A 22,783-nucleotide genomic window follows, 5' to 3' on the forward strand; every position below is an offset into this window, starting at 1 on the left:
CGAGCCGGTCACAACCCTCCCCGGGATGTCATCGTCAACCGTGGCTCACACGAGAACACCCCCGCACTCGTGATTCGAGCCGATCACGTCCAGAAGGCACTCTCGGCGCTTCGCTCGGAAATTGGGTCTGGTTGGATGTGTGATAAGAATAGCCGCCTGGAGAGCTATCTGGGGAAGTGTCCGCTGACCGAATCGGTGAAATTCACGCATCACAGCTCTGCTAAATCGGTTTTAGTCTCAACACACCTTCCCCTAAATTGGCGGAAGCGACTGGGGAGTGCTTCTGCATAACCAGAACAAACTGACCAACTCGGCTCGCCATTCACCACGACCGTAACAAGTGAGCAGAAAAGAAGCGATTCGACAGCGCTCGCCCGTTAGTCGTCGCCCAGGATGCCCTCGGCGACGGCCATGTCCTCGACGCTCGGGTCGTCGGCGGACTGCCGGAGGACGAACCGCTTTCTGACGAGGTCAGCCGCGTAGATGACCGTCCCGAGGATGATGAGGGAGTCGCCGGGGAGCCGCGCCCAGAACAGCGTCTGAATCAGCGGCTGGTCGTAGAAGGCGACGCTCCGGGCGGCGGCGTAGCTCCCGGTGAACGCCGTCTCCAACTGGAGGAAGCCGACCGGGAGGACGGAGACGAACACCATCAACACGAGGCCGACGTTCCAACACCAGAAGGCGGCGTGCAGCCACGAGCCGTCCCAGCGCTCGGCGTCGATGGAGAGCTGGAGCATGTAGGTGACCATGCCGAGCGCGAGGAAACCGAACGCGCCGAACATCGCGGCGTGGGCGTGACCGACCGTCAGGTACGTCCCGTGCTCGTAGTAGTTGATGAGCGGGAGGTTGATGAAGAAGCCGAGCACGCCCGCGCCGACGAAGTTCCAGACGCCGCTGGCGACGATAAACATGAACGGCAGACGGTACGGGAACGACTCGCCCGACATCGCCCGGTACTGCCCGAGCGCCTCGTAGAGGATGAACACCAGCGGGATGAGTTCGAGCGTCGAGAAGACGCTCCCGATGGGCACCCACATGTCGGGCATGCCGACCCACCAGTAGTGGTGCGAGACGCCGATGATGCCCGTCCCCATGACGAGCAGCGCCTGGAGCATGACTGCCTTCTCGGCGCTCCGGCGCGACAGGAGGTTCATCGACACCAGCGTCAGGCCGACGATGGCGACGATGAAGAACTCGAAGGCCCCCTCGACCCACATGTGGACGACCCACCAGCGCCAGAACTCCGTGACGGCGATGTTCGTCTCGGGGGTAAAGAGGAAGCCCGCGGTGAACAAGAGGGCGATAGAGCCGCCAGCGTACAAAATCATGTGCGCCAGCCCGTACGGCGGTTCCTTGTCGAGAAGCGGCTTCAGCCCGCGAACCGCCAACCCCGCCCAGATGAGGAAGCCGGCGAGGATGCCGAACTGCCAGAGCTTGCCGACTTCGAGGTATTCGAGCCCCTCGTTGCCGAGAATCCACCACAACGAGCCGTCGATGTAGCCGTTCGCGCCCAGCCAGATGCCCGACAGGCCGCCGACCACGACGACGACGATAGCGCCGAGGAGGACGTCGATGTACGTCGACTGCTTCGGCGGTTCGTAGCCGGTCAAAAGCGGCGGGAGGAACAGCCCCGCGCCGAGCCACGTCGCGGCGATCCAGAGGATGCCGAGGTCGATGTGCCACGTCTTGGCGATGGCGAACGGGAGCAGTTGCAAGATGGGCACGCCGAATATCGACTCGATGCCGAAGAAGCCGGCGCGCTCGATGTAGAAGTGCGCGAGCAGGCCGCCCAACAGCACCTGCGCCAAGAACAACCCGGCGGCCACCGGGACGAACCGGAGCGCCGCCCGCTGGCTCGGGAAGACGCTCACGTCGCCCGGTTCGGGCACCGTGATGTCCTCGGCCGACGGCTCGGGGAGTTCGACCGACTTGTACAGCCAGATGCCGAGACCCGCGCCCGCGACGAGAAGCACCATGGCGATGACGCTCCACGTCATCGAGGCGGCGGTGGCGTCGTTGCCCGCGCCGGGCTGGTACGGCCAGTCGTTCGTGTACGAGTGAGTGCCGTCAGGGCGGTCGGTGTGGGAGAACCACGCCGTCCACATGGCGAAGTCCGCGAACGCCCGCGCCTCCTCCTCGGAGTCGATCATGTTCGCGGGGACGCCGCGCTCGTGGTCGCCCTCGTGGTAGCGCTCGACGTACTCCTGGCGCACCTGCTCGTGGGCGTAGACCTCGGCCGCGGTGTACCGAATCGCGCCGCCCTCGTAGCTGTCGTCGAGGTCGGATTTCACCACGTCGGCGACGGCGGCCTGGTCGGCGGAGTCGAGTTGGTCGTAGGGGTCACCGTACCGCTCTTGGGCGTAGTAGTTCCGCATGAACTGGACTTTCAAGTCCAGCGCGTCGGCGGTGTAGTCCGCGCCGTAGTACGCGCCGTTGCCCAGTATCGACCCGTGGTTCATCAGGCCGTCTTTCTGGAACACGGTCTTGCCCTCTCGAATCACGTCGCCGCTGACGACGACGTCTCCGTCGGGTCCGACCACCTCGTCGGGAATCGGCGGGGCCTCCTGGTAGGCGAACCAGGCGCCCGCGCCCATCACGACGAGGTTGAAGACGAACACGACGACGATTGCCTTCGCGATGGTCTTGCGTTGAAGCTCCATACAGGTCGTGGTTCACACGCCTGCTATAGGCTACACGCGGCGCTTCCCGACCTCGCACAGCCCGGACGAACATGTTCGGATAGCCGCTCTTTGAGCCGGAAGCCGTCTCTCGAACCGTGATGACGACCGACTCCCGACCCGCGGACCACGACCACGAAACGCCCGACTCTGCGACCGACCGCGTCCACGACACCTCGTGGTCGGCGAACCTCGAACTCCCGCGGCACGCCGCCGACCGCGACCTCGTGGTTTCGGAGGCGGTCGCCGCGGTTGAACACACGACTGCCGGCCACCACGTCAACCTCGTCACTCACGGCGACCACGGCCACCCGGAGGCGTACCTCTACGACGCGCTCGCGGAGCGATTTGGCGCAGACCTATCGTACGACTACGTCGAGCAATGCGGCTGTGGCGGGCACGTGACACGGGTGTTCGTCGAGTAGTCGCATCTCGGTCTCGAACGTCGAGACCGGTGTCCGCACTCGCGACGAGCCGGTGTCTAGCTACCCCGACGAGTCCGGGGTTTCAACGGTTCCGTCGCCAGTATCCGTTTCGGCGAAGAAGTCGAACGTCAGTTCGGCGTCGAGGACGTGCGTGTGCTCGAAGACCCCCGTCTCGACGAGTTCCACGGTACTGTCGACGACGAGCCTGCGGGCCGATTCCGGCCATTCGGTGACCGCGAGGTTGAGAAACGCGGTCTCGTCGGCGAGCTCGCCGAACCGGTGGACTTCGACGACCGCGGCCGTCTCGTCTCGGAACAGCGACACAGACGGGTGAGGTCTGCGGCCACCCTCGAACGGCCCCCGGAGCGAGAGTCGCGGCGGGGACCCGTCACCGTCGGGTGCCGTAAAGCGCTGTGTGAGCGACCGCAGTTCGGTGTCTTCTGTATGCGAAATCGAGACGGCGAGCGGTCTCGGGAGGGGCCCGGAAGTGGGGTCGACACCAACGGTGGCGAGGTCTCCGTCGTCTCCGTCGTCTCCGTCCCCGTCGAACTGGAGATATTTCGCCCTGTCTCGGGGGTTGTCGTCGGGCTCGACCACCGGGTCCGTGTGTTCGGTCGGCGACCCGATGGAACCGCATCCCGCGGTCAGGGTGGAGGCGGCGGTCAGTGCGGACGCGAGGAACGCGCGGCGGCGCATAGTTATCAACACGCTGGTAGCAGTAACAATGTTCTGGACTGGCGACACGCGCCGTGAGTGTTCGACAGCGCCACGGTCTCCTCTCACCGTCGCCACGCCGCGAACGCGGCACAGTCACCCAGTCTTCGAAGACGTTGCCCGGCTGTGGGCGGCCTACTCCGACTTCTCCTTCGGATACGTCTCGCCCGCCGATTCGTCGCCCTCGCCTTTGAGCCACATGAACGCGCCGAACAGCGCGGGCGACGCCAGCATCGCCCCGAACGTCCCGGCCAGCGCGATGCCGCCGAGGCGCTCCGTCTCGGGGTCGCCGAACGGTTCGGCGACCGACGCGTTCGACCCGCCCTCGTCGTCGGTGACGACGACCGCGCCTTTCATCCCGAGCGTCTCGTGCGGGGTGCAGGCGTATCTGTACGTCCCGGCCTCCTCGAAGGTGTGTTCGAACGTGTGGTCGCCGGCGCTGACGAGGTCGGACTCGAAGCTCCCGTCCTCGGCGACGACGTTGTGCGAGCCACCCTTTCCGGACCACGTCCACGCGACGGTCGTCCCCTTCGAGACGCGAATCGCCGCGGGGCCGAAGCCGAACGCCCCGCCGTTGGCCTGCGACCCGACCTCGACCGTCACGCGCTGGAGACCGGTCTGTCCCTCCACGCCGTCGAAGTTCGAGGTGTTCTCGAACCACGCGTCGAGGTCGGCGTCCCCCTCGCCGCCGCTCTCGGCGGACGCCTCCGTCTCTTCCTCGCCGGCCGAGTCGGCCGCCTCGGTCCCGGTCGCGCCGCCGGCGTCGCCGACGACGATTGCGCCCTTCATCCCGAGCGTCTTGTGCGGCGTACAGACGTAGGTGTAGACGCCCGCCGCGTCGAGCGTCTGCTCGAACGTGTGGCCGCTGTCGCCGACGAGGTCGGACTCGAAACTCCCGTCGCTGGCGGCGACGTTGTGCGACCCGCCCTTCCCGTTCCACTCCCAGACGACGGTCGTTCCGGGGTCGACGCGTACGGCGGCCGGGCCGAACCCGAACGCCCCGCCGTTGGCCTGCGACCCCACCGTCACCGTCACCGTCGAACTCCCAGTCTTGTCCACTACCCCCTCGTAGTTCGAGGTCTGTGCGAACCACGAGTCGAGGTCGGTCCCCGACTGCGCTCGCGCGGAGTCGGCGACGCCTCCCAGTGCGGTCGTGGAGACGGCCGCGCCGCCGAGGAGTCGAAGTACGGTTCGCCGGCCGAGCGTCGGAGATGTGGCATCGTTCGAACTCATGATTGAGTGCGGCGAGACGGTGGACCCGCCCCGCTCGACACTCGACGGTCCGCGTTCCGGTGAAAAACCCGTCTCGCTGGTTCCCGAAACGCGGCCGGGGGCCGAACATGTTCGGAACTATCTTTGTGCGGCGGGGACGACTTCGTTTCACTACCGATGCCCCGGGCAACACTCTCCATCACGCTCCCCGAGGAGGTCTGGGTTTCCGACCTCTCGGGCCGCTATCCGGACGCCGAGTTCACCGTCCTCGCGGCGATGCCGGCCGACGAGACGGGCGTCGGCCTCGTCGAGATACGGGCGGCCGACATCGAGCCGGTCGTCACCACCATCGACGAGTACGAGTCGGTCGTCTCGGTGACGATTCTCGAAGCGCAGCCGGAGCGCGCGCTGGTGCAGTTCGAGACGACCGAGCCGCTGTTGATTCTCACGCTCAGCGAGGTGGGCATCCCGCTGGAACTGCCTATCACCATCGTCGACGGCGAGGTGACCGTCGAGGTGACCGCGCCGCGCGAGAACCTCTCGGAGCTGGGCGAACAGCTCACCCAGTTCGGTATCCCGTTCGACCTCGTCTCTATCCACCAGTCGATAGACACGGAATCGCTGCTCACTGACGACCAGTACGCCCTCCTCGAGACGGCGGTCGCCGAGGGCTACTACGACACGCCGCGGACGTGCACGCTCACCGGGCTCGCCGAGGCCGTCGGGCTGGCGAAGTCGACGACGAGCGAGAAGCTCCACCGGGCGGAAGGGAAAGTCATGAAGGCGTTTCTCGCGCGGGACGACGCGACGATCTAACCCTCAGTCGTCGGTCTGGTCGCTGACGGCCGACCACAGCGTCGAGAGCTGGTCTGAGGCCGACCGCGACGGCGACGACACCGAAATCGAGAGGTCGCCCGGTTCGCGCGTGACGACCACCTCCTCGAAGCCGAGCGCGTAGCGAGCGGCCTCGCGGCCGCGGTCGCGTTTCTCCAACAGCCCCGCCTCCACCATCTGTTCGAGCTTTCGGTACACCGTCGAGCGCGGGAGGTCGCACGCGGCGGCGATGTCCGAGGCGGTCATCGGCCCGTCGAGTCGCTTGAGGACGGCGCGACACTGCGTGCTGGTGAGGGCGTCGAACACCGTCTCGAAGTCCGGTTCGAGCGCGTCTGAGAGTGGATTCGTCGACATCTGCGTAGGCTTGGGTTGCTCGGCGCGGCGCGCGCCGTCGGTTCGGGTTCCGATACGCCACCGAGTCGTATGAAAGGTGTGGGCACCAGCGTCGAGTCGGTCGAACCGATGGCCGTCGATTCGCACTGGCACGCCCGACTCGACTGTTCCCCCGCCCGGTACGTATCGACCGCGCCGAACATGTTCGGAAGGCTCCTGTGGAACGGGAACCGGCGAGGCGGTATTCCACTCCCCCGGGCCAACGACCGACTGTAATGAGCAACTACGTCGGTGCACCCGGTTCGACGGTGTCGCGTCGTGAATTCCTCGCTGCAACGGGGAGCGTCGGAGCGCTCGGCCTCGCGGGGTGCGCCGCGCCCACGAACGGCGATGGCAACGCCGCCGTCGGCGCAGACGAGACGACCGTCTCCCAGACGAGCGAGTCGGCGCTGCCGTACACCAGCCCGCCGGAGGTCGTGCAGGTGGACGAACAGGGCGGGAAGGTCACCCTCAAGAGCGCGCCGGCGCGCCACGCGGCCCATCCCCTCGAGACGATGGGCGGGCCGGTCGAACTCCCGCAGGTGTGGGCGTTCAGCGCCGACGATGGCGCGCCGAGCGTCCCCGGGCCGATTCTCCGGACGACCGAGGGCAACGACATGGAGGTCACGCTGGACAACACCGACGGGATGCGCCCGCACACGGTCCACTTCCACGGCGTGCGCAAGGCCTGGAAGGACGACGGCGTGCCGACGACGACGGGCATCCGCGTCGACCCCGGCGAGAAACACACCTACACCATCCCGGCGAACGTCCCCGGGACGCACCTCTACCACTGTCACTACCAGACCCACCGGCACATCGAGATGGGGATGTACGGCATCCTCCGCGTCGACCCGAAGGGGTACGAACCGGCCGACAGGGAGTACTTCATGACCGTCCGCGACTGGGACTCGCGGCTTCCCCGGCAGATGGCCGGCGAGAACGTGGCCTACGACCCCCGGAACCGGAAGCCGGACGTGTTCACCGTCAACGGCAAGAGCGCGCCGCGGACGCTCCACCCCGAAGACGGCTCGCCCATCATCGTCGAGCAGGACGACACCGTCCGCATTCACTACGTCAACGCGGGCTACATGAGCCACCCGATGCACATCCACAACCACCGCTTCCAAGTCGTCGAAAAGGACGGCGGCGTTGTCCCCGAGGCCGCCCGCCACGACATGGACGTGACGAACATCGCGCCCGCGGAGCGCCACACTATCGAGTTCACGGCGGACGCCCAACCCGGCATCTACCTCATGCACTGCCACAAGGTCAACCACGTCATGAACGGGGGCTTCTACCCCGGCGGCATGCTGGGCGGCGTCGTCTACAAGGAGGCGATGGACACCGACATCTTCGCGAAACTGATGGAGTACGCCGGCTATGAGGGGTGAGGTGACGAGTCGGTAACGGCGTTCACGCGCGCTTTTGACGGCGTTTCGGCGACTGATTCTGCGCGACCGGCCGTGGCCGAGCCGCCCCATCGTGTCAACTATCGAGGCGGCAATAAGATTTTTATTCGTTATAGAATAACAATTTTTCCAGAATGTTTGATGAACAATCTCATACAAGCTCAGACGAGTCGGAGTTCAGTAGGAGACAGTTCCTCGGTGGCCTCACGTCGTTGGCCGCGGCGACGTCGTACACGCTCGACGTTCCCGACGATGTCGCTGCCACCGTCTCGAACAACGACGACGGGCCCGTTCAGACGGTTTCGTCACCCGATGGGTCGCTCGTCGTCCGCGTCGATGTCTCGACCGGGACGCCGACCTACGCGGTCTCGTACGAGGGCCGCCGGGTCGTCGAACCGTCGGGACTCGGGTTCGAGTTCGCAGACCAACCGGCGTTCGGGACCGACCTCGCCGTCGCCGGCACCGAGCGGGCGACGGTCGACGAGCGCTGGACGCCCGTCTGGGGACAGTACGACGAGGTTCGCGAGCACTACAACGAACTCCGTATCGGTCTCGTCGAGACGGCCGAACCGGAGCGAACCGTCACGCTCGCGATTCGCGTCTTCGACGACGGCGTCGGCCTCCGCTACGTCTTCCCCGAGTCGTCCGGCTTCGGCGACTTCGTCGTCACGAGCGAGCGAACGGAGTTCGCGTTCGCCGACGACTTCACCGCCTGGTGGGTCGAAAACGACTTCAACAGCTACGAGTACGTCCACGAGCGGACCCCGCTGAGCGAAATCGGCGACGAGAGTTCGTTCGGCGGCGCACACACCCCGATGACGATGCGAGCCGACGACGACTGCTATCTGAGCGTCCACGAGGCGAGCCTCGTCGATTACGCGGCGATGGCGGTCGAACCCGTCTCGGCCGGGTCCACGACCTTCCGCTCGACGCTCGCACCGCGTCCCGACGGGACGAAAGTGACCGCGAGCGCGCCGCACGCGACGCCGTGGCGGACGGTGCAGGTCGGGTCCAGCCCCGGCGACCTCGTCGAATCGACGCTCGTCGTGAACCTCAACGAGCCGCACGACCCCGCGGACTTCCCCCAGGGGACCGACTGGATAGAACCGCAGAAGTTCCTGGGCGTCTGGTGGCTCATGATAACTGGGCGCGCCGACTGGCAGTACCGCGGCCCACAGACCGGGAACCACGGCGCGCAGACGAAGCGCATGAAGCGGTACATGGACTTCGCCAGCGAGCACGACGTTCCGAGCGTCCTCGTGGAGGGATGGAACGAGGGCTGGCGCACCTATCCCGGCGACGGCAGCGCGATGGACTTCGACGAGTCCTACCCCGATTTCGACATCGAGGCGGTGACCGCGTACGGCCGCAGTCTCGACCCGCCGGTCGCGATGACCGCCCACAACGAGACCGCCGGCAACGTCTCGAACTACGAGTCGCAACTCACGGGCGAGTCGAGTCCGTTCGCCTTCTACGACGACCTCGGCATCAACTCGATAAAGACGGGGTACGTCGCGGACAGCGGCGTTACCATCGACGGGGAGACGTACAACCACCACTGCCAACCGCTCGTGAACCACCACCGGTTGGTCTACCGCGAAGCGGCCAAACACCGCCAGATGCTCGAAGTCCACGAGCCGCTCAAACCGACCGGCGAGCGGCGGACCTTCCCCAACGTCATGACCCGCGAGGGCGTCCTCGGACAGGAGTACGACGCCTTCGGCTACGTCGACCCCGAACACCACGTGACGTTCCCCTTCACCCGGATGCTCGGCGGCCCCGTCGAGTACACGCCCGGTATCTTCGACTCCGACTCCGGGTCCGGCGGCATCGAGACGACGCGAGCCAAACAGCTCGCGATGTATCCGACCTACTTCAGTGGCCTCCAGATGGTCGCCGACCTCCCGAGTTCGTACCTCGCCGACCGGGACGCCACGGTCGGCGTCGGCGACGTGGCACAGGCCGAGAACGCGGAGCTGGATGGCGTTTCGACTGCCGCGCGGTGGGCGGGCGCGCAGGGCGGCCGGTACGTCCCGGTCGACCCCAATACCGTCGACGCCGGCGCGGGGCTCTCGTGGACCGTCGAGAGCGTCACCGAGGACGTCACGTACGAGTTGCACCTCCGGTACGCCAGCGACGGGGAGAACAACGCCGTCCCCGAAGGCACGCCGCGGACGGCCACGGTCCTGGTCGACGGGGCCGAACAGGGTCAAGTGACGCTCCCGCCGACCGACTACTGGGACGACTGGAACGCGGTTTCGACGCCGGTGTCGCTGTCGGCGGGCGACAACGAGCTAGCGGTGCGCCTCGCCGATGGCGACACGGGCGGGTTCAACCTCGATTCTGTCGCCGTCACGCAGACCGGTGCGCCGATGCCCGAACCGGCGACTGACCCGACGCTCGGGCCGACCGTCGACGCCTTCGACTTCATCGAGTCGGTCCCGGCCGGGCCGTGGAGCGACACCCGCGTCGTCGACGCCGAAATCGGCTCGTACTCGGTGGTCGCGCGAAGGCACGAAGACGAGTGGTTCGTCGGCGCGATGACCGACGAGAACGGCCGCGCGCTGGACGTTCCGTTGGACTTCCTCGACGACGCGCCGGGCGAACGCAAGGGACACAACAAGAACGACCACGGCGCGGGTCACGGCGGGTCGAACGGCCGCGGCCACACCAAGGGAGCGTACGTCCTCGAACTCTACTCCGACGGCATCGACGCGGCGTACGACTCGAACCTCGACGCCGTCCGCGTCGACGAGGCAATCGTCACCGCGGACACGACCGTCCTCGCGTCGATGGTCGAGACCGGCGGAACCGCGATGCGACTCCGACCGGCCACGAACGACGACCTCGCGCGACTGCCGAGGTACCGACGGCCCGAACAGGAAGTGGATATCGAGGTGCGCGACGACCCGTTCGTCGGCGAGTCGTTCGTGACCGCGACGGGGTCGAACGAGGGAGACTACATCGGCGGGACGACCATCCGCCTCGTCGTCGACGGCGACCTCGCCGCGCCCTCGAACGTGCGGTTCGAACCGGGGACGACCGACGCGCGAGACGAACTCTCGTACGCCATCGAGACGCCCGGCGAGTACGAGGTCGCCGTCCTGACGGCCGACGGTGAGACGCTGGCCGACGAAACGGTGACGGTGAAGCCGCCCGAGACGGTCGCCGACCTCGCCGACCCGGCGGGAGACGACCACGGCCCCGGCGGGTACGTCTATCCGACGAACGCGGCCTTCGAGGACGGCGCGTTCGACCTCCGGTCGGTCACGGTCGAACAGACGCCGAGTCGGTACCAGTTCAGTTTCGAGGTCGAGAACCTCTACAACGCCTTCGGGAGCAGTCGCGGCTTCTCACCGCAGTTGTTCCTCCTGTGGGTGCGCGACCCCGAGAAACAGGGTGGGACAGACGAGAGCCTCGACGACCTCGGGGCGAATGTGACGTTCGCCGACCCGTGGCACTACCGCCTCGAAATCAGCGGTTTCACGAAGGGCGCCGTCGACGCCACCGGCGCGACCCTCACCGACGACGAGGGGAGCACGGTCACGCTCGGCGAGGCGGTCGATGCCGACGCGAACACCGTCACGCTGACGCTCGACCGGGCCGCCTTCGACGGCGTCGACGCCGCCGACCTCGAAGTCGTCGCCGCGGTCCAGTCCGAAGACCGGGGGTCGCTTCGTCCCGTCGCGGAGTCGGCCGGTGAGTACGTCTTCGGCGGCGCGAAGGCGGGTGCAGTCGATACCGCGCCGCTCCTCGCCGACCTCGTCACACCCGACGGGCGGGCGCAGTCCTCTGTCCTCGACTACGCCGCCGGACAGCGCGCGACGATTCCGTTCGTCTCGCTGGAGTAGGTCGACGCGTCGGCCCACCACAATCGCCCGAGTTTTTCCTGAACGACGAGTCACCGCATCGCGTTCTACAGGTATCTCTGTCCGCCCCGTATATACACCAGTCATAATCGAGGTCCGGTTTCTTTTGAATGCCGACGCGAGGCGTTACAGATGGAATTCGCTGAGATGGACTCGGCTGTGTTGTTCGGCCTGATTACGATGGTGACGTGGGGGATTTGGATAATCTTAGGCAACGCCGCGTCGGAGTCCATGGACCCGAGGACTGCCGCGGCTATCTCGTATCTCGTAGCGGCACTCCTCGCATTCGGCTTCATCATCGTTTCGGACGCATCGCTCGCGGTTACTGCAAGGGGAGGTCTCCTCGCTGGCGTGGCCGGGTTGTTTACTGGAACCGGCCTCATTTCGATGTATATCGGGTTCACCCACGGGTCGACGACAGTTGTCTCGACGCTCGGTGCCATGTACTTCGTCGTCGCGGCCGTCATCGGCATCGTCGTTCTCGGAGAGAACCTCACAGTGACGAAAGTCACGGGTATCGCGTTCGCAGTTCTCGGAATCGTCTTGGTCACCCGATAGATTGAACACCGTCTGTGTCACGCCGCTCCAGACAATACTCGTGAGGGTTCTGTCGCCGTGCTGAACTCGGCGTAAGCCGCCATTTTCCGACGACTATCTTCCGCTGGCCGCGACTGTCACAACAGTTATTAGTCAGTTGTATCACTAGGTAATTAATGGCGTCAACGCAACTCCAGCACGCCCGAGCAGGACGCGTCACCCCCGCGATGGAACGCGTCGCCGAGCGCGAGAACCGCGACCCCGAGTTCGTCAGAACGCAGGTCGCCGAGGGGCAGGCGGTCATCCCCGCGAACCGCAACCACGACTCGCTCGACCCGATGGTCATCGGCCGCGAGTTCGCCACGAAGGTCAACGCGAACATCGGCAACAGCGAGACGACGAGCGACCTCACCGAGGAGTTGGAGAAGCTCCACACCGCGGTCCACTACGGCGCGGACACGGTAATGGACCTCTCGACGGGGTCGAACCTCGACGAGATTCGGGAGGCGAACGTCGCGTACTCGCCGGTCCCAATCGGCACCGTCCCCATCTACGAGGCGGTCAAGCGCGTCGACAGCCCCGAAGACATCACCCGCGACCTGCTCCTCGAAATCATCGAGAAACAGGCCGAACAGGGCGTCGATTACATGACGATTCACGCGGGCGTGCTGATGGAACACCTCCCCCTGACCGACGGCCGGAAGACGGGCATCGTCTCCCGCGGCGGCTCCATCCTCGCTCAGTGGATGGAGGAAAACGGCGAGCAGAACCCCCTGTACGTCGCGTTCGAGGACATCTGCGACATCTTCGCCGAACACGATGTGACGTTCTCGCTCGGCGACGGCCTCCGACCCGGCTGTCTGGCCGACGCCGGCGACGACGCGCAGTTCGCCGAACTCGACACGCTGGGCGAACTCACGCGGACCGCGTGGGACTACGGCGTGCAGGTGATGGTCGAGGGACCCGGCCACGTTCCGATGGACCACATCGCAGAAAACGTCGAACGTCAACAGGAGGTCTGCGACGGCGCGCCGTTCTACGTCCTCGGCCCGCTCGTCACCGACGTGGCTCCGGGCTACGACCACATCACGAGCGCCATCGGCGCGACCGAGGCGGGCCGCGCCGGCGCGGCGATGCTGTGTTACGTCACGCCGAAAGAACACCTCGGGCTTCCCGACCGCGAGGACGTGCGCGAGGGGATCGCAGCCTACCGAATCGCCGCCCACGCGGCCGACGTGGCGACCGACCTCCCCGGCGCGCGCGACTGGGACGACGCGCTCTCGGAGGCCCGCTACGAGTTCGACTGGGCGCGGCAGTTCGACCTCGCGCTCGACCCCGAGCGGGCGCGGTCGTACCACGACCAGACGCTCCCCGGCGACAACTACAAAGAGGCGCGCTTCTGCTCGATGTGCGGCGTCGAGTTCTGTTCGATGCGCATCGACCAGGACGCGCGCGAGGCCGACGGCGAGATGGAGACAATCGCGTCCGCGACCGACCTCGACGCGTCGCTCGCGGCCGACGCGAACCTCCCTCCGGTCGGCGCGCACGACACCGACCGCGTCCCCGACGAAATCGAAATCGGCGGCGTCACGTTCACGCCCGAATCGGCCCACGGCGACGACTGACGACCGTCTGAGTCCGCGGGCCATCGACCGAGTCCGCGAACCACCGACCGACTGGGTACCCACCGCCGACCACCCGTGTCGGTGGGTTCTTTTTCCGCGTCGCTGAAAGGGAGTACCAATGGTCCTCGGCAGTCTCGTCCCGTCGTCGCCGCTCGCGAACGTCGTCGTGATTCTCCTGACGACCGGCCTCATCTGGGTCGGCAGCGGCTGGCTCGAAGAGTCCGCCGACCACCTCGCGGCGTACTACGGCCTCCCCGCGGTCGTCCAGGGCTCCATCATCGTCGCTCTCGGGTCGAGCTTTCCCGAGTTCGCCAGCGTCGCCATCGCCGCCACCGCGGGCGTCTTCGACATGGGCGTCGGTGCAATCGTCGGCTCGGCCATCTTCAACATCCTCGTGATTCCGGCGCTATCGGGGCTCGCCACCGACGGCGACCTCGAAACGAGCCGGCTGGTCGTCTACAAGGAAGCGCAGTTCTACATGGTCGCCGTCGCCACGCTCGTCGTCACGTTCTCGCTGGCGGTTATCTACTTCCCCGTCCCCGACGGCCCGGCGCTGACCGGACAGCTCACCCGCCCGGTGGCGCTCATCCCCCTGCTCCTCTACGGCCTCTACCTGTTCATCCAGTGGCAGGACGTCTCGGAGTACGAAGCCGAGAACGCGGGCGTCGCCGACGGCATCGGTCGCGAGTGGGCGCGCCTCCTCGGCGGCCTCCTCGTCATCCTCGTCGGCGTCGAGCAACTGGTCGGGAGCGTCGAGTCGCTCAGCGGGACCTTCGGCGTCCCGACGTTCCTCGCGGGGGTCACCGTGGTCGCCGCCGCGACGAGCCTCCCCGACACGCTCGTCAGCGTCCGCTCGGCCGCCGACGGCAACAGCGCGACGAGCCTCGGCAACGTCCTCGGGTCGAACACGTTCGACCTGCTCGTCGCCATCCCCGTGGGCGTCCTCATCGTCGGGAGCGTCCCGGTCGACTTCGCCGTCGCCGTCCCCATGCTGGGCGTACTGACGCTGGCGACCGTCCTGCTGTTCGGCCTGCTCCGGACGGACCTGTCGCTCTCGCGGCTGGAGTGCTACGCGCTCGGCGCGGCGTATCTCGTCTTCGTCGGGTGGATCATCGCCGAGACCGCGGGCGTCACGAGCCTGCTTCGGAACTGACGGGCGAAAGCGACCGGCGTCCGCCGACCGCGGGCCGACGCCCGACGGCTCTCCCTACTCGTTTCGCGGCTCTCTGACCGTCACCACCGGCACCGGCGAGGTTCGGACCAGTTTCTCTGCGACGCTCCCGAGCATGTAGCGGTCGAAGCCCGTGTGGCCGTGGGTTCCCATCACCACGATGTCCACATCGTGTTCGTCGATGTACGCGAGGATACCGTGGTGAATCGACACGTCGCGGCCGACGGACTCCCTGACCGTCTCGACGCCCGCGGCGGCCGCCACGTCGCCCGCCTGTTCGACCGCGTCGCTCGCCCGCTCTTCGAGTTCGTCGATGAGGAGCGGCCCGCGGATGTCCGCGCCGAAGGCGGCGACGTTGACGACCGAGACCGCGTGGAGCGCGGCGTCGGTCGCCGCCGCCACCTCGCTGCCGAACGTGACCGCCGCGGTCGCGCAGGCGCTCCCGTCGGTGGGCGTCAGCACGTCGGCGTAGGGGTACGCGAGGTCGGTCGCCGCGTCCGGCCGGACGGTGAGCACGGGCACGTCGGACCGTCGGACGACGCGTTCCGTGGTGCTCCCGAGGAGCAGGCGGCTCAGCCCCGTCCGCCCGTGAGTCGGCATGGCGACGAGGTCACTGTCCTGTTCGGCGGCGTACTCGGTGATGACCCGATACGGCTCGCCGCGCTCGATGCTCGTCACGACCGCCGCGTCGGACTGGGACGCGCGGGCCGCGGCGTCGCTCACGAAGCGCTCGCCGTCGGTTCGGCGGCGCTCGTCGGGTTCGTCTCCCTCGCTCTCACCCTCGTCGCGCAGGTTCGGGCGTCGCTCGGGCTCCGGCGGGGCGACGTGCAGCAGGTGGAGGGTCGCGTCGTGGGCGGCGGCGATGTCGACGACGTGGTCGAGGACGGCGTCCGCGCCGTCGCTCCCGTCCGTCGGAAAGAGGAGTCGGTCGAACATAGTTCGATGTTCTCAACGAGTCCACATAACCGCTGAGGTGCGTTCGCTCGCGGTGGGAACGAGGCGCGGGGTTCGCGACTGACGCGGTGGCGGCGATTCCGCGGCACACAGCCTCGTTCGCGTGTGGTTTCGCACCCACGCAGAGGGGAACCACTATTACGGCGGTGTCGTATCGTCTACCATGGACGGGGTCGTGGACGAACTTCGGAGTCTCATCACCTCACCGAACCGGTTAGCGGCGCTCCGGGCGCTCGACGAGGGACCGGCGACCGCGAGCGAGTTGCAGGCGACGCTCGACACGTCACGGTCGACAGCCTGGCGGGTGATGAAGTCGCTCACCGAGCGGGAGTGGGTTTCGAAAACGGGCGAACACTACGAGATTACGCCGCTCGGTGTGGTCGTGGTCGAACAGCTCCAGACCGCCGTCTCGACCGTCGAGGCGGCGACGACGTTCGCGGAGGCCGACCTCTTGCAGTGGCTCCCGCTGGACGACCCCGGCTTCCGTCTCGGCGCGCTCGCGTCGGCGACCGTCGTGACGCCGACGCCGAGCGACCCCCAGGCCCCACTTCGGCTCGCGGTGTCGCACGTCGAGTCGGCCGACCGAATTCGCATCCTGACGCACGCCGCCTCGCCCGACGTGTTGGCGACGGTTCATCGCCGCCGGAACGACGACGTCGACGTCGAAGTCATCATGACCGACGGGGCCTACGAGGCGATGGCGCGAAGCGAGAAGACCGCGGGGCAGTTGGCCGACCTCTTCGACGCCCCCAACGTCTCTCTGTACCGCTACGAGCGCGTGCCGTACGTCCTCTCGATTCTCGACGCCGACCGCGTCGGCATGGGCGTCGTCGACGACCACGGCCGCCCGCGCGCGGTGTTGGACGCCGAGGCCGACGCCGTGGTCGACTGGGCCCACTCGACGTACACGCGGTATCGCACCGAATCGACGCCGGCCGAACGCGACGCGTTCCTCTGAGGCGACGGACTCGCCGCCGCGGTCGAACAGCCGACAGCGGCGCGGCTCGGCGGCCCACGATTCGCGGTTCGAAACGTCGTTTCAGGCCCTGAAACACCGCTGTATGGCCAGTAACACAGAATTATAGCCTCGCCATGATGACACACGATATCGTTCCGGATTTCGTGGCTATCGCGGGTTTCGGAGAGACGAAGGGGGGGCATGACAACACGTTATCGACACCAGGTAGGGGCAGCATCGCTCACGATTATCGTCCTCGTCTCGCTGGCGAGTCCGTTCGTCGCGCTCTCGGGGGCGGCCGCCGGGCAGTCGCTCGCGGGGTCGGTCGACCGCGCGACGGGCGCGCCCGCCGCAAGCGACGTCGTCTTCGCCGCGACCGACGGAAGTGAACCGAGCTACGACGAACTCTCGGCGCAGGGGGCGTACAACCTCACGGGCCTCCAATCGAACGCCACGTACGACGTGAGTTACCTCGCGGCCAACGGGTCGCAACCCGGCGCTCCCGGCGCGTTCCCCCGAGACGGGTCGCCCGACGTGTTCGCGCTTCAGCGGGCGTCGCCCGGCGCGACCGCCGACCTCGGGAACGCGGCGCTTCCGGGTGCGCACGTGGTGAACCTCTCGGTCGTCAACGAGACCGGCGCGCCCGTCTCGGGGGCGGCCGTGGCCTTCCAGCACACGAACGCGAACGGCGCGACGGTGAACACCTCGCAGTTCGGCGAGTGGTTCCTCACCGAGGCCGACGGCGACGTCCACCTCTCGAACGGGACGGCCGGAATCGAACTCACGGGCAACGTGACCGTCGCCGTCGCCCCGCCGAGACAACTCAGCTACGACGGCGGACTCGAAGGCGAGCCCGTCTCGTCGTCGAGCGGCTACGTCCAGCGCGTCTACACGACACGGCTCGACGTGACGGGCGACGAGACGGTGACGGTGACGCTCGAATCGGCCGAACAGCCGGGCGCGACGATGACGGCGAACGAGACGGCCCCGGCGCTCGGCGAGCCTGTCAACGTCTCGCTGTCGAACATCACGGGCGAGACGCCCTCGTTCTACACGTGGACGGTCGACGGCTCTTACGCGGGGTACACGACGCATCCGAACGCGAGCCTCGTCCTCCCCGGGTTCTCCGCCCCCGGCCCGCACACCGTCGCCGTCACGGCGCGGAGCGGGAGCGAGCAGTTCCTCTTCGAGGAGTCGCTCACGCTCGACGCGGTGACGGCCGGAGACGGCACGCTCACCGCCGCACCGACGCCCGCCCGCGCCAATCTCGATACGGTTCGGTTCGCCCTCGTGAACGTCTCCGGCGTCGGCGACGGCGACTTCTACACGTGGACGTTCGGCGACGGCGACCGCACGTACACGAGACACCCGAACGCGACGGCGAATCACACCTACGCCGAGCCGGGCGCGTACAACGCGACCGTGCGGGTCCGCGACAACAGCACGGAGGCGCTCCTGGTCGAAGACACGCTCCGACTCGACGTGACGGCCGCCGGAAACGGCACGCTCGTCGCCACGCCCGACAGCCTCACCGAGGGCGAATCTGTCGCGTTCGCGGTACGGAACGTCTCGCTCGCGGCCGGCCAGTCGGTCGGCGAGTACCGGTGGGACTTCGACGGCGACGGGACCGCCGACGCGACGACCGCGGCCAACGAGACCAGCCACGCCTACGCCGACCCCGGTACCTACGACGCCGCCGTGACCGTGACGAACGCGAACGGAACGCCGCTGTTCACGGCGTCTGCGGCGGTCGACGTCGCCGCCGAGGAGTTCGCCGCGCCGACCGACGGCTGGCCGCAGTTCGGCTACGACGACGCCAACACCGGCGCGAACGTCGCCGGCGTCGGCCCGGCGGGACCCGTCGAGGTCCGCTGGAACGAGACCACGTCCACGCTCTACTCGCGGCCGCCGACGTTCGCTGACGGGCGGGTGTTCGTCGCCAGCGGCTACGGAATCGTCGCCTACGACGCCGCGAACGGCTCGACGCTGTGGTCCGCCAGCGCCTACCCCGACGAGGTGACCGCGCCCCCGACCGTCGAGGGCGACTCGGTGTTCGTGAGCAGTCACAACGACGCCGCGAACAACGAGCGCGACACGCTCACCGTGTTCGACGCGGCCGACGGCTCCGAACGCTGGTCGGTGTCGGTGCCGGCCGACAGCGACGGTCTGTTCACCGACGGCGAGTGGCTCTCCGCGCCCACGGTGACGAGCGACGCGGTCTACGTCGTCTCGGAGGCCGAAGACGCGCTCTACGCCATCGACCGGGGGTCGCACTCGCTCCGCTGGCGGAAGAACCTGACCGAACTCGAAACGACCGGTGACGCGCAGGCCGTGCCCGCGGTGGCGAACGGCACCGTCTACGTGACGCAGGGGTGGGACGGCTCGCGCTTCACCGGCTTCGGCTCGCACCTCTACGCCTTCGACGCCGACACGGGCACCGAGCAGTGGAACCGGAGCCTCTCGAACCACCGCGGCGCGGCACCCACCGTCTCGGACGGCGTCCTCTACGTCTCGACGTACGGCTCGCTCGTCGCCTTCGACGCCGACACGGGCGCGCAACTGTGGTCCGTGGCCGCCGGCGAGACCGAGAGCCGCTCGTCGCCCGCCGTCGCCGACGGCATCGTTGTCGACACCCGCGGCGGCTTCTACGACGACGAGAAGGGCGTCGTCGCGGTCGCCACGAACGGCTCGCGCGCGTGGAGCTACGACACCGACAGCGCCGTCCTCGGCGCGCCGGCCGTCCTCGGCGACACGGTCTACGTCGCCGAGTTCGACGGCACCGTCCACGCGCTCGACCTGCAGACGGGCGCGCCGGTGTGGAACGACTCGCTTGACGCCCCCGGCTTCGACACCACCGTCGCGAGCGCGGTCGTCGGCGGCGACGGCTGGCTCTACGTCCAGACCGGGTCGTCGTCGGACATCAACCGCTCGCTCGTCGCACTCGGCGACGTGGAACCGCTCGCGTCCTGTCTCTTATACACATCTNCCTTCGAGACGACCGTCTCGGGCGACGCCGACAGCGTCGAGACCTACCGCTGGTCGTTCGGCGACGGCGCGACCGCCGAGACGACGGCGCGGAACGTCTCGCACGCGTACGACCGGACCGGAACGTACACGGCCCGCGTCTCCGGCTTCGACAGCTACGACCGCAAACTCTACACCGCGACGACGGCCGTGACCGTCCGCGACATCGGCTCTGCGGACCTCCGCGTCGCCCCGACGCCGGCCGACGTGAACGTGACGAACGTCTCCTTCGCCGTCACCAACCGCTCGCTCCCGGCGTCCGTGACGGACGTTCGCTACGGTTGGTCGTTCGGTGACGGCGAGACCGTCTTCACGAGCGCGAACCGGACGAACCACACCTACGCGGCGCTCGGGGACGCGCCCGTCTCGGTCGAGGTGCTGGACGGGACGACCGAACAGACGCTGGTGACGCTTTCGACGACCGTTCCGGTGGTCGACCGCGTGCCGCCGACGGTCTCGGCGAGCGCGCCGTCGCCAGTCAGGACCGGCGGGAACTTCAGCGTCGTCGCGAGCGCGACCGACAACCACCGCGTCGCGAACTACACCTTCGAGACCGACGAGGGGCAGTCGATGACGACGGCCGCGAACCGGACGAACCTCTCGTTGGCGACGGCGGGCGCACACACCGTCACTGTCACCGCGACCGACGCGTCCGGGAACAGCAACGCGACGACGCTCGTCGTGAACGCCTCGGCCGCGCCCGACCTCGAACCGCGCATCTCGGTCGAACCCGCCCAGACGCTCGGCAATGACCGCGTGACCGCGAACGTCACCGTCGTCAACGACGGCACCGCCGAGGCGACCGACGTCGACGTGCGACTGGTCGCGCGGTCCCGCGTCGGCTACTACGACGACGCCTCGACGACGTACACTCGCGCCGTCGGCACCGTCGCCGCCGGCGCGAACGAGACGGTGACAGTCGACCTCACCGACTGGCTCCGCGGCAACCTGAGTTCGGCGTATCCGGACGTGGAACTCGTCGCCGTCTCGGACCCCGACGGCGCGGTCGCCGAGGGCGACGAGACCGACAATCGAACCACGGCGACGACCGAGGTCAGCTACGCCGACCTCCGACTCACCGTCAACGCGCCGTGGCGGGTCATCCCGACCGAGGCCGCCGAGACGCGTGTCTACGTCAGGAACTACGGGAACGCCCCGAGCGACGCCCGCACCGCCGAGCTCGACTTCGGCGACGGGTCGTCGAACGAGACGCTCGCCGTGCCGGCGCTCGACCCACGCGAGACGGCCGTCTTCACGCGGAATCACACGTTCGCGACCGGGCGGCACACGCTCGTCGCCTCCGTCGCGGACCCCGACGCCCCGCGCGGCAACGCCGACCGCGACGTGACGACGAGCCAGCCGTACGAACTCCGCGGACGGCTGTCCGCCGCCGACCCGGTGCAGGTCGGCCGGAACGTCACCGTCTACGGCCGCGGCTACAGCAACTACGAGAGCAACGTGACCGCGAACCTGTCGCTCCCGGCGGGCCTCGAATTTGCGCCCGGCGAGACCGCGACCAAGTACGACACCGACGACCGAACGTACTTCGAGTGGACCGTGGTCGCCACCGCGAACCGCGACGCGACCTACGACCTCGAACTGAACCTCAGCGCCCGCGGTGAGAACGAGACGGCGACCGAACGCCTCACCGTCGAGCGCCCGAAGACCCGCGTGGTCGACACGGCGGCGGTGAACTTCACCGGCACGGGGAGCGACTCCGCGACGCTCACCCTCCGCAACGAGACGACCTACGAACACGGGGTGACCATCTCCACGCACCTCGGGACCGACGGGCGGACGCTCGCCGGGCTCGACTACCTCGTGGAGTACCCCCACGCCTGCGTCGAGCAGACGACCTCGCCGATGCTCGGGGCGCTGTACACCGGCCAGTACTACCGGCGCAACCCCGCACCCGGCGGATACGACACCGGCCAAATCAACGCCAGCGTGGACGCGGGCGTCGCCCGTCTGACGACCGGACAGGACGCGCAACACGAGAACGGTTCGTGGAGCATGTACGGCAACGACCCCGACGGCGACGTGTTCTACACGGCCTACGCGCTGTTCGGCACGAGCGCGGTCGGAAACGACCCCGTGCAGAGCGCTCGCGCGCCGGTCCGCGCCGACCTCGACCGGATAGACGCTAACGCGACCGTCGCGTGGCTCGCGGACGAACAGGCCGCCGACGGCCGCATCCGCAACGACAAGTTCTACTTCGACGATGACGCCGCCATGACCGGGTTCACCCTCGTCGCCCTCGACCAGGCCGGCCCGTACAACGCGACCGCCGCAGCGACCGCAGACCAACTCCGGGGCGACGCCGCGAGCTACCTCGTGACCGCCCAGCGCGCCGACGGCGCGTGGGGCGACGGTTCCACCCCGAACACGATGTCCACCGCGCTCGCCGTCTGGGGCCTCGAAGCCTCGGGCGTCGAGACGGCTCCCGTCCGGACGGCCATCGACGACGGCCGGGCGTGGCTGCTCGACAACCAAGCCGACAGCGGGGCGTGGTCACAACGCCGCTCCGCCTCGTGGAGCGACGTCGGCACCTCCTCCGAGACGACCGCGTACGCGCTCATGGCGCTCAACGCGACGGGACTGGAGAACACGAACGCCTCCGTGCAGGCCGGCCAGACCTACCTCGTCACCGTCTACGACGACCGCGGGTCGTGGGGCTACACCCGCGCGACCGCCCTCGCAATCAACACGCTGTTGACGCTCGGACAGGGCGGCTCGAACCCGACCCACGACGTGACCGTCACCTTCGGCACGGAGTCGACCCCGGCGCTCGTGACGAAGACCATCGACGTGGACTCGACCGACGCGCTCGACTCGGTCGAACTCACCGAGAGCGAACTCCAGACGCTCCGGGACAACGCCGACGGGCCGATAACCGTGCAGGTCGATACGACCGGGACGGGCGTGCTCGTCGTCGGTCTCGAAAACGACCAACTCGTCGCCCGCGACGAGTACGCCGCGAACGAGGGAGGTGCCTGAG

Annotated in this window: 14 protein-coding genes; 9 read left to right on the top strand and 5 right to left on the bottom strand. The window is 67.9% G+C overall.

Annotation, left to right across the window (positions count from 1 at the left end; genetic code table 11):
* Positions 1 to 377: 377 nt before the first annotated feature.
* Complete coding sequence (locus C457_RS15765) at positions 378 to 2,660, bottom strand: nitric-oxide reductase large subunit (RefSeq protein ID WP_008096213.1); 2,283 nt, start codon at positions 2,658 to 2,660, stop codon at positions 378 to 380.
* 119 nt (positions 2,661 to 2,779) lie between these two features.
* Between C457_RS15765 and C457_RS15770 the strand changes: the two genes are divergently transcribed.
* Positions 2,780 to 3,103, top strand: coding sequence for a CGCGG family putative rSAM-modified RiPP protein (locus C457_RS15770; protein ID WP_008096215.1), 324 nt, complete (start codon positions 2,780 to 2,782; stop codon positions 3,101 to 3,103).
* A gap of 60 nt (positions 3,104 to 3,163) precedes the next feature.
* On the opposite strand, the gene C457_RS15775 is transcribed toward C457_RS15770, so the two are convergent.
* Both C457_RS15775 and C457_RS15780 read right to left on the bottom strand, forming a co-directional pair.
* Complete coding sequence (locus C457_RS15775) at positions 3,164 to 3,799, bottom strand: hypothetical protein (protein ID WP_008096216.1); 636 nt, start codon at positions 3,797 to 3,799, stop codon at positions 3,164 to 3,166.
* A gap of 153 nt (positions 3,800 to 3,952) precedes the next feature.
* On the bottom strand, positions 3,953 to 5,050 hold the full coding sequence (locus C457_RS15780; RefSeq protein ID WP_008096217.1) for a halocyanin domain-containing protein: 1,098 nt from the start codon (positions 5,048 to 5,050) through the stop codon (positions 3,953 to 3,955).
* Positions 5,051 to 5,206: 156 nt separating this feature from the next.
* On the opposite strand from C457_RS15780, the gene C457_RS15785 reads away from it, so the two are divergent.
* The gene (locus C457_RS15785; protein ID WP_008096218.1) at positions 5,207 to 5,845 is read left to right on the top strand and encodes a helix-turn-helix domain-containing protein; all 639 of its coding nucleotides are present in this window, start codon (positions 5,207 to 5,209) and stop codon (positions 5,843 to 5,845) included.
* 3 nt (positions 5,846 to 5,848) lie between these two features.
* Here the strand turns inward: C457_RS15785 and C457_RS15790 are convergent, their stop codons facing one another.
* Positions 5,849 to 6,217 (bottom strand): winged helix-turn-helix domain-containing protein, encoded by a 369-nt coding sequence (locus C457_RS15790; protein WP_008096219.1) that lies wholly within the window; start codon positions 6,215 to 6,217, stop codon positions 5,849 to 5,851.
* A 254-nt stretch (positions 6,218 to 6,471) separates the two neighbouring features.
* Here C457_RS15790 and C457_RS15795 point away from each other — a divergent pair, with 254 nt between their 5' ends.
* The 5 genes from C457_RS15795 to C457_RS15815 all read left to right on the top strand — a co-directional run bounded on the left by C457_RS15795 (position 6,472) and on the right by C457_RS15815 (position 14,831).
* Positions 6,472 to 7,629, top strand: coding sequence for a multicopper oxidase domain-containing protein (locus tag C457_RS15795; protein WP_008096220.1), 1,158 nt, complete (start codon positions 6,472 to 6,474; stop codon positions 7,627 to 7,629).
* A gap of 152 nt (positions 7,630 to 7,781) precedes the next feature.
* A complete protein-coding gene (locus tag C457_RS15800; RefSeq protein ID WP_049913657.1) occupies positions 7,782 to 11,498 on the top strand; it encodes a glycoside hydrolase family 97 catalytic domain-containing protein in 3,717 nt (1,238 codons plus the stop codon).
* 150 nt (positions 11,499 to 11,648) lie between these two features.
* On the top strand, positions 11,649 to 12,074 hold the full coding sequence (locus C457_RS15805) for an EamA family transporter (RefSeq protein ID WP_008096222.1): 426 nt from the start codon (positions 11,649 to 11,651) through the stop codon (positions 12,072 to 12,074).
* 155 nt (positions 12,075 to 12,229) lie between these two features.
* Complete coding sequence (gene thiC / locus C457_RS15810) at positions 12,230 to 13,678, top strand: phosphomethylpyrimidine synthase ThiC (RefSeq protein ID WP_049913658.1); 1,449 nt, start codon at positions 12,230 to 12,232, stop codon at positions 13,676 to 13,678.
* Positions 13,679 to 13,796: 118 nt separating this feature from the next.
* Entirely contained in the window at positions 13,797 to 14,831 is a 1,035-nt protein-coding gene (locus tag C457_RS15815; RefSeq protein WP_008096225.1) for a sodium:calcium antiporter, read from the top strand.
* A 54-nt stretch (positions 14,832 to 14,885) separates the two neighbouring features.
* Here the strand turns inward: C457_RS15815 and C457_RS15820 are convergent, their stop codons facing one another.
* Entirely contained in the window at positions 14,886 to 15,785 is a 900-nt protein-coding gene (locus tag C457_RS15820; RefSeq protein ID WP_008096227.1) for a universal stress protein, read from the bottom strand.
* Between the two features lie 181 nt (positions 15,786 to 15,966).
* Here C457_RS15820 and C457_RS15825 point away from each other — a divergent pair, with 181 nt between their 5' ends.
* A complete protein-coding gene (locus C457_RS15825) occupies positions 15,967 to 16,761 on the top strand; it encodes a helix-turn-helix transcriptional regulator (protein ID WP_004976123.1) in 795 nt (264 codons plus the stop codon).
* Positions 16,762 to 17,727: 966 nt separating this feature from the next.
* Positions 17,728 to 22,782, top strand: a complete 5,055-nt coding sequence (locus C457_RS15830; RefSeq protein WP_449271578.1) for a PKD domain-containing protein — start codon at positions 17,728 to 17,730, stop codon at positions 22,780 to 22,782.
* The last annotated feature ends 1 nt before the right edge of the window (position 22,783 follow it).

This window comes from Haloferax prahovense DSM 18310 (genome assembly GCF_000336815.1).
Taxonomy (GTDB): domain Archaea; phylum Halobacteriota; class Halobacteria; order Halobacteriales; family Haloferacaceae; genus Haloferax; species Haloferax prahovense.

Bases quoted from the DNA above. Each gene is read 5' to 3' on its own strand.
- C457_RS15800 (WP_049913657.1), top strand. From the start codon at position 7,782: ATGTTTGATGAACAATCTCATACAAGCTCAGACGAGTCGGAGTTCAGT.
- C457_RS15780 (WP_008096217.1), bottom strand. From the start codon at position 5,050: ATGAGTTCGAACGATGCCACATCTCCGACGCTCGGCCGGCGAACCGTA.
- C457_RS15790 (WP_008096219.1), bottom strand. From the start codon at position 6,217: ATGTCGACGAATCCACTCTCAGACGCGCTCGAACCGGACTTCGAGACG.
- thiC (WP_049913658.1), top strand. From the start codon at position 12,230: ATGGCGTCAACGCAACTCCAGCACGCCCGAGCAGGACGCGTCACCCCC.
- C457_RS15770 (WP_008096215.1), top strand. From the start codon at position 2,780: ATGACGACCGACTCCCGACCCGCGGACCACGACCACGAAACGCCCGAC.
- C457_RS15795 (WP_008096220.1), top strand. From the start codon at position 6,472: ATGAGCAACTACGTCGGTGCACCCGGTTCGACGGTGTCGCGTCGTGAA.
- C457_RS15815 (WP_008096225.1), top strand. From the start codon at position 13,797: ATGGTCCTCGGCAGTCTCGTCCCGTCGTCGCCGCTCGCGAACGTCGTC.
- C457_RS15775 (WP_008096216.1), bottom strand. From the start codon at position 3,799: ATGCGCCGCCGCGCGTTCCTCGCGTCCGCACTGACCGCCGCCTCCACC.
- C457_RS15785 (WP_008096218.1), top strand. From the start codon at position 5,207: ATGCCCCGGGCAACACTCTCCATCACGCTCCCCGAGGAGGTCTGGGTT.
- C457_RS15825 (WP_004976123.1), top strand. From the start codon at position 15,967: ATGGACGGGGTCGTGGACGAACTTCGGAGTCTCATCACCTCACCGAAC.
- C457_RS15820 (WP_008096227.1), bottom strand. From the start codon at position 15,785: ATGTTCGACCGACTCCTCTTTCCGACGGACGGGAGCGACGGCGCGGAC.
- C457_RS15765 (WP_008096213.1), bottom strand. From the start codon at position 2,660: ATGGAGCTTCAACGCAAGACCATCGCGAAGGCAATCGTCGTCGTGTTC.
- C457_RS15805 (WP_008096222.1), top strand. From the start codon at position 11,649: ATGGAATTCGCTGAGATGGACTCGGCTGTGTTGTTCGGCCTGATTACG.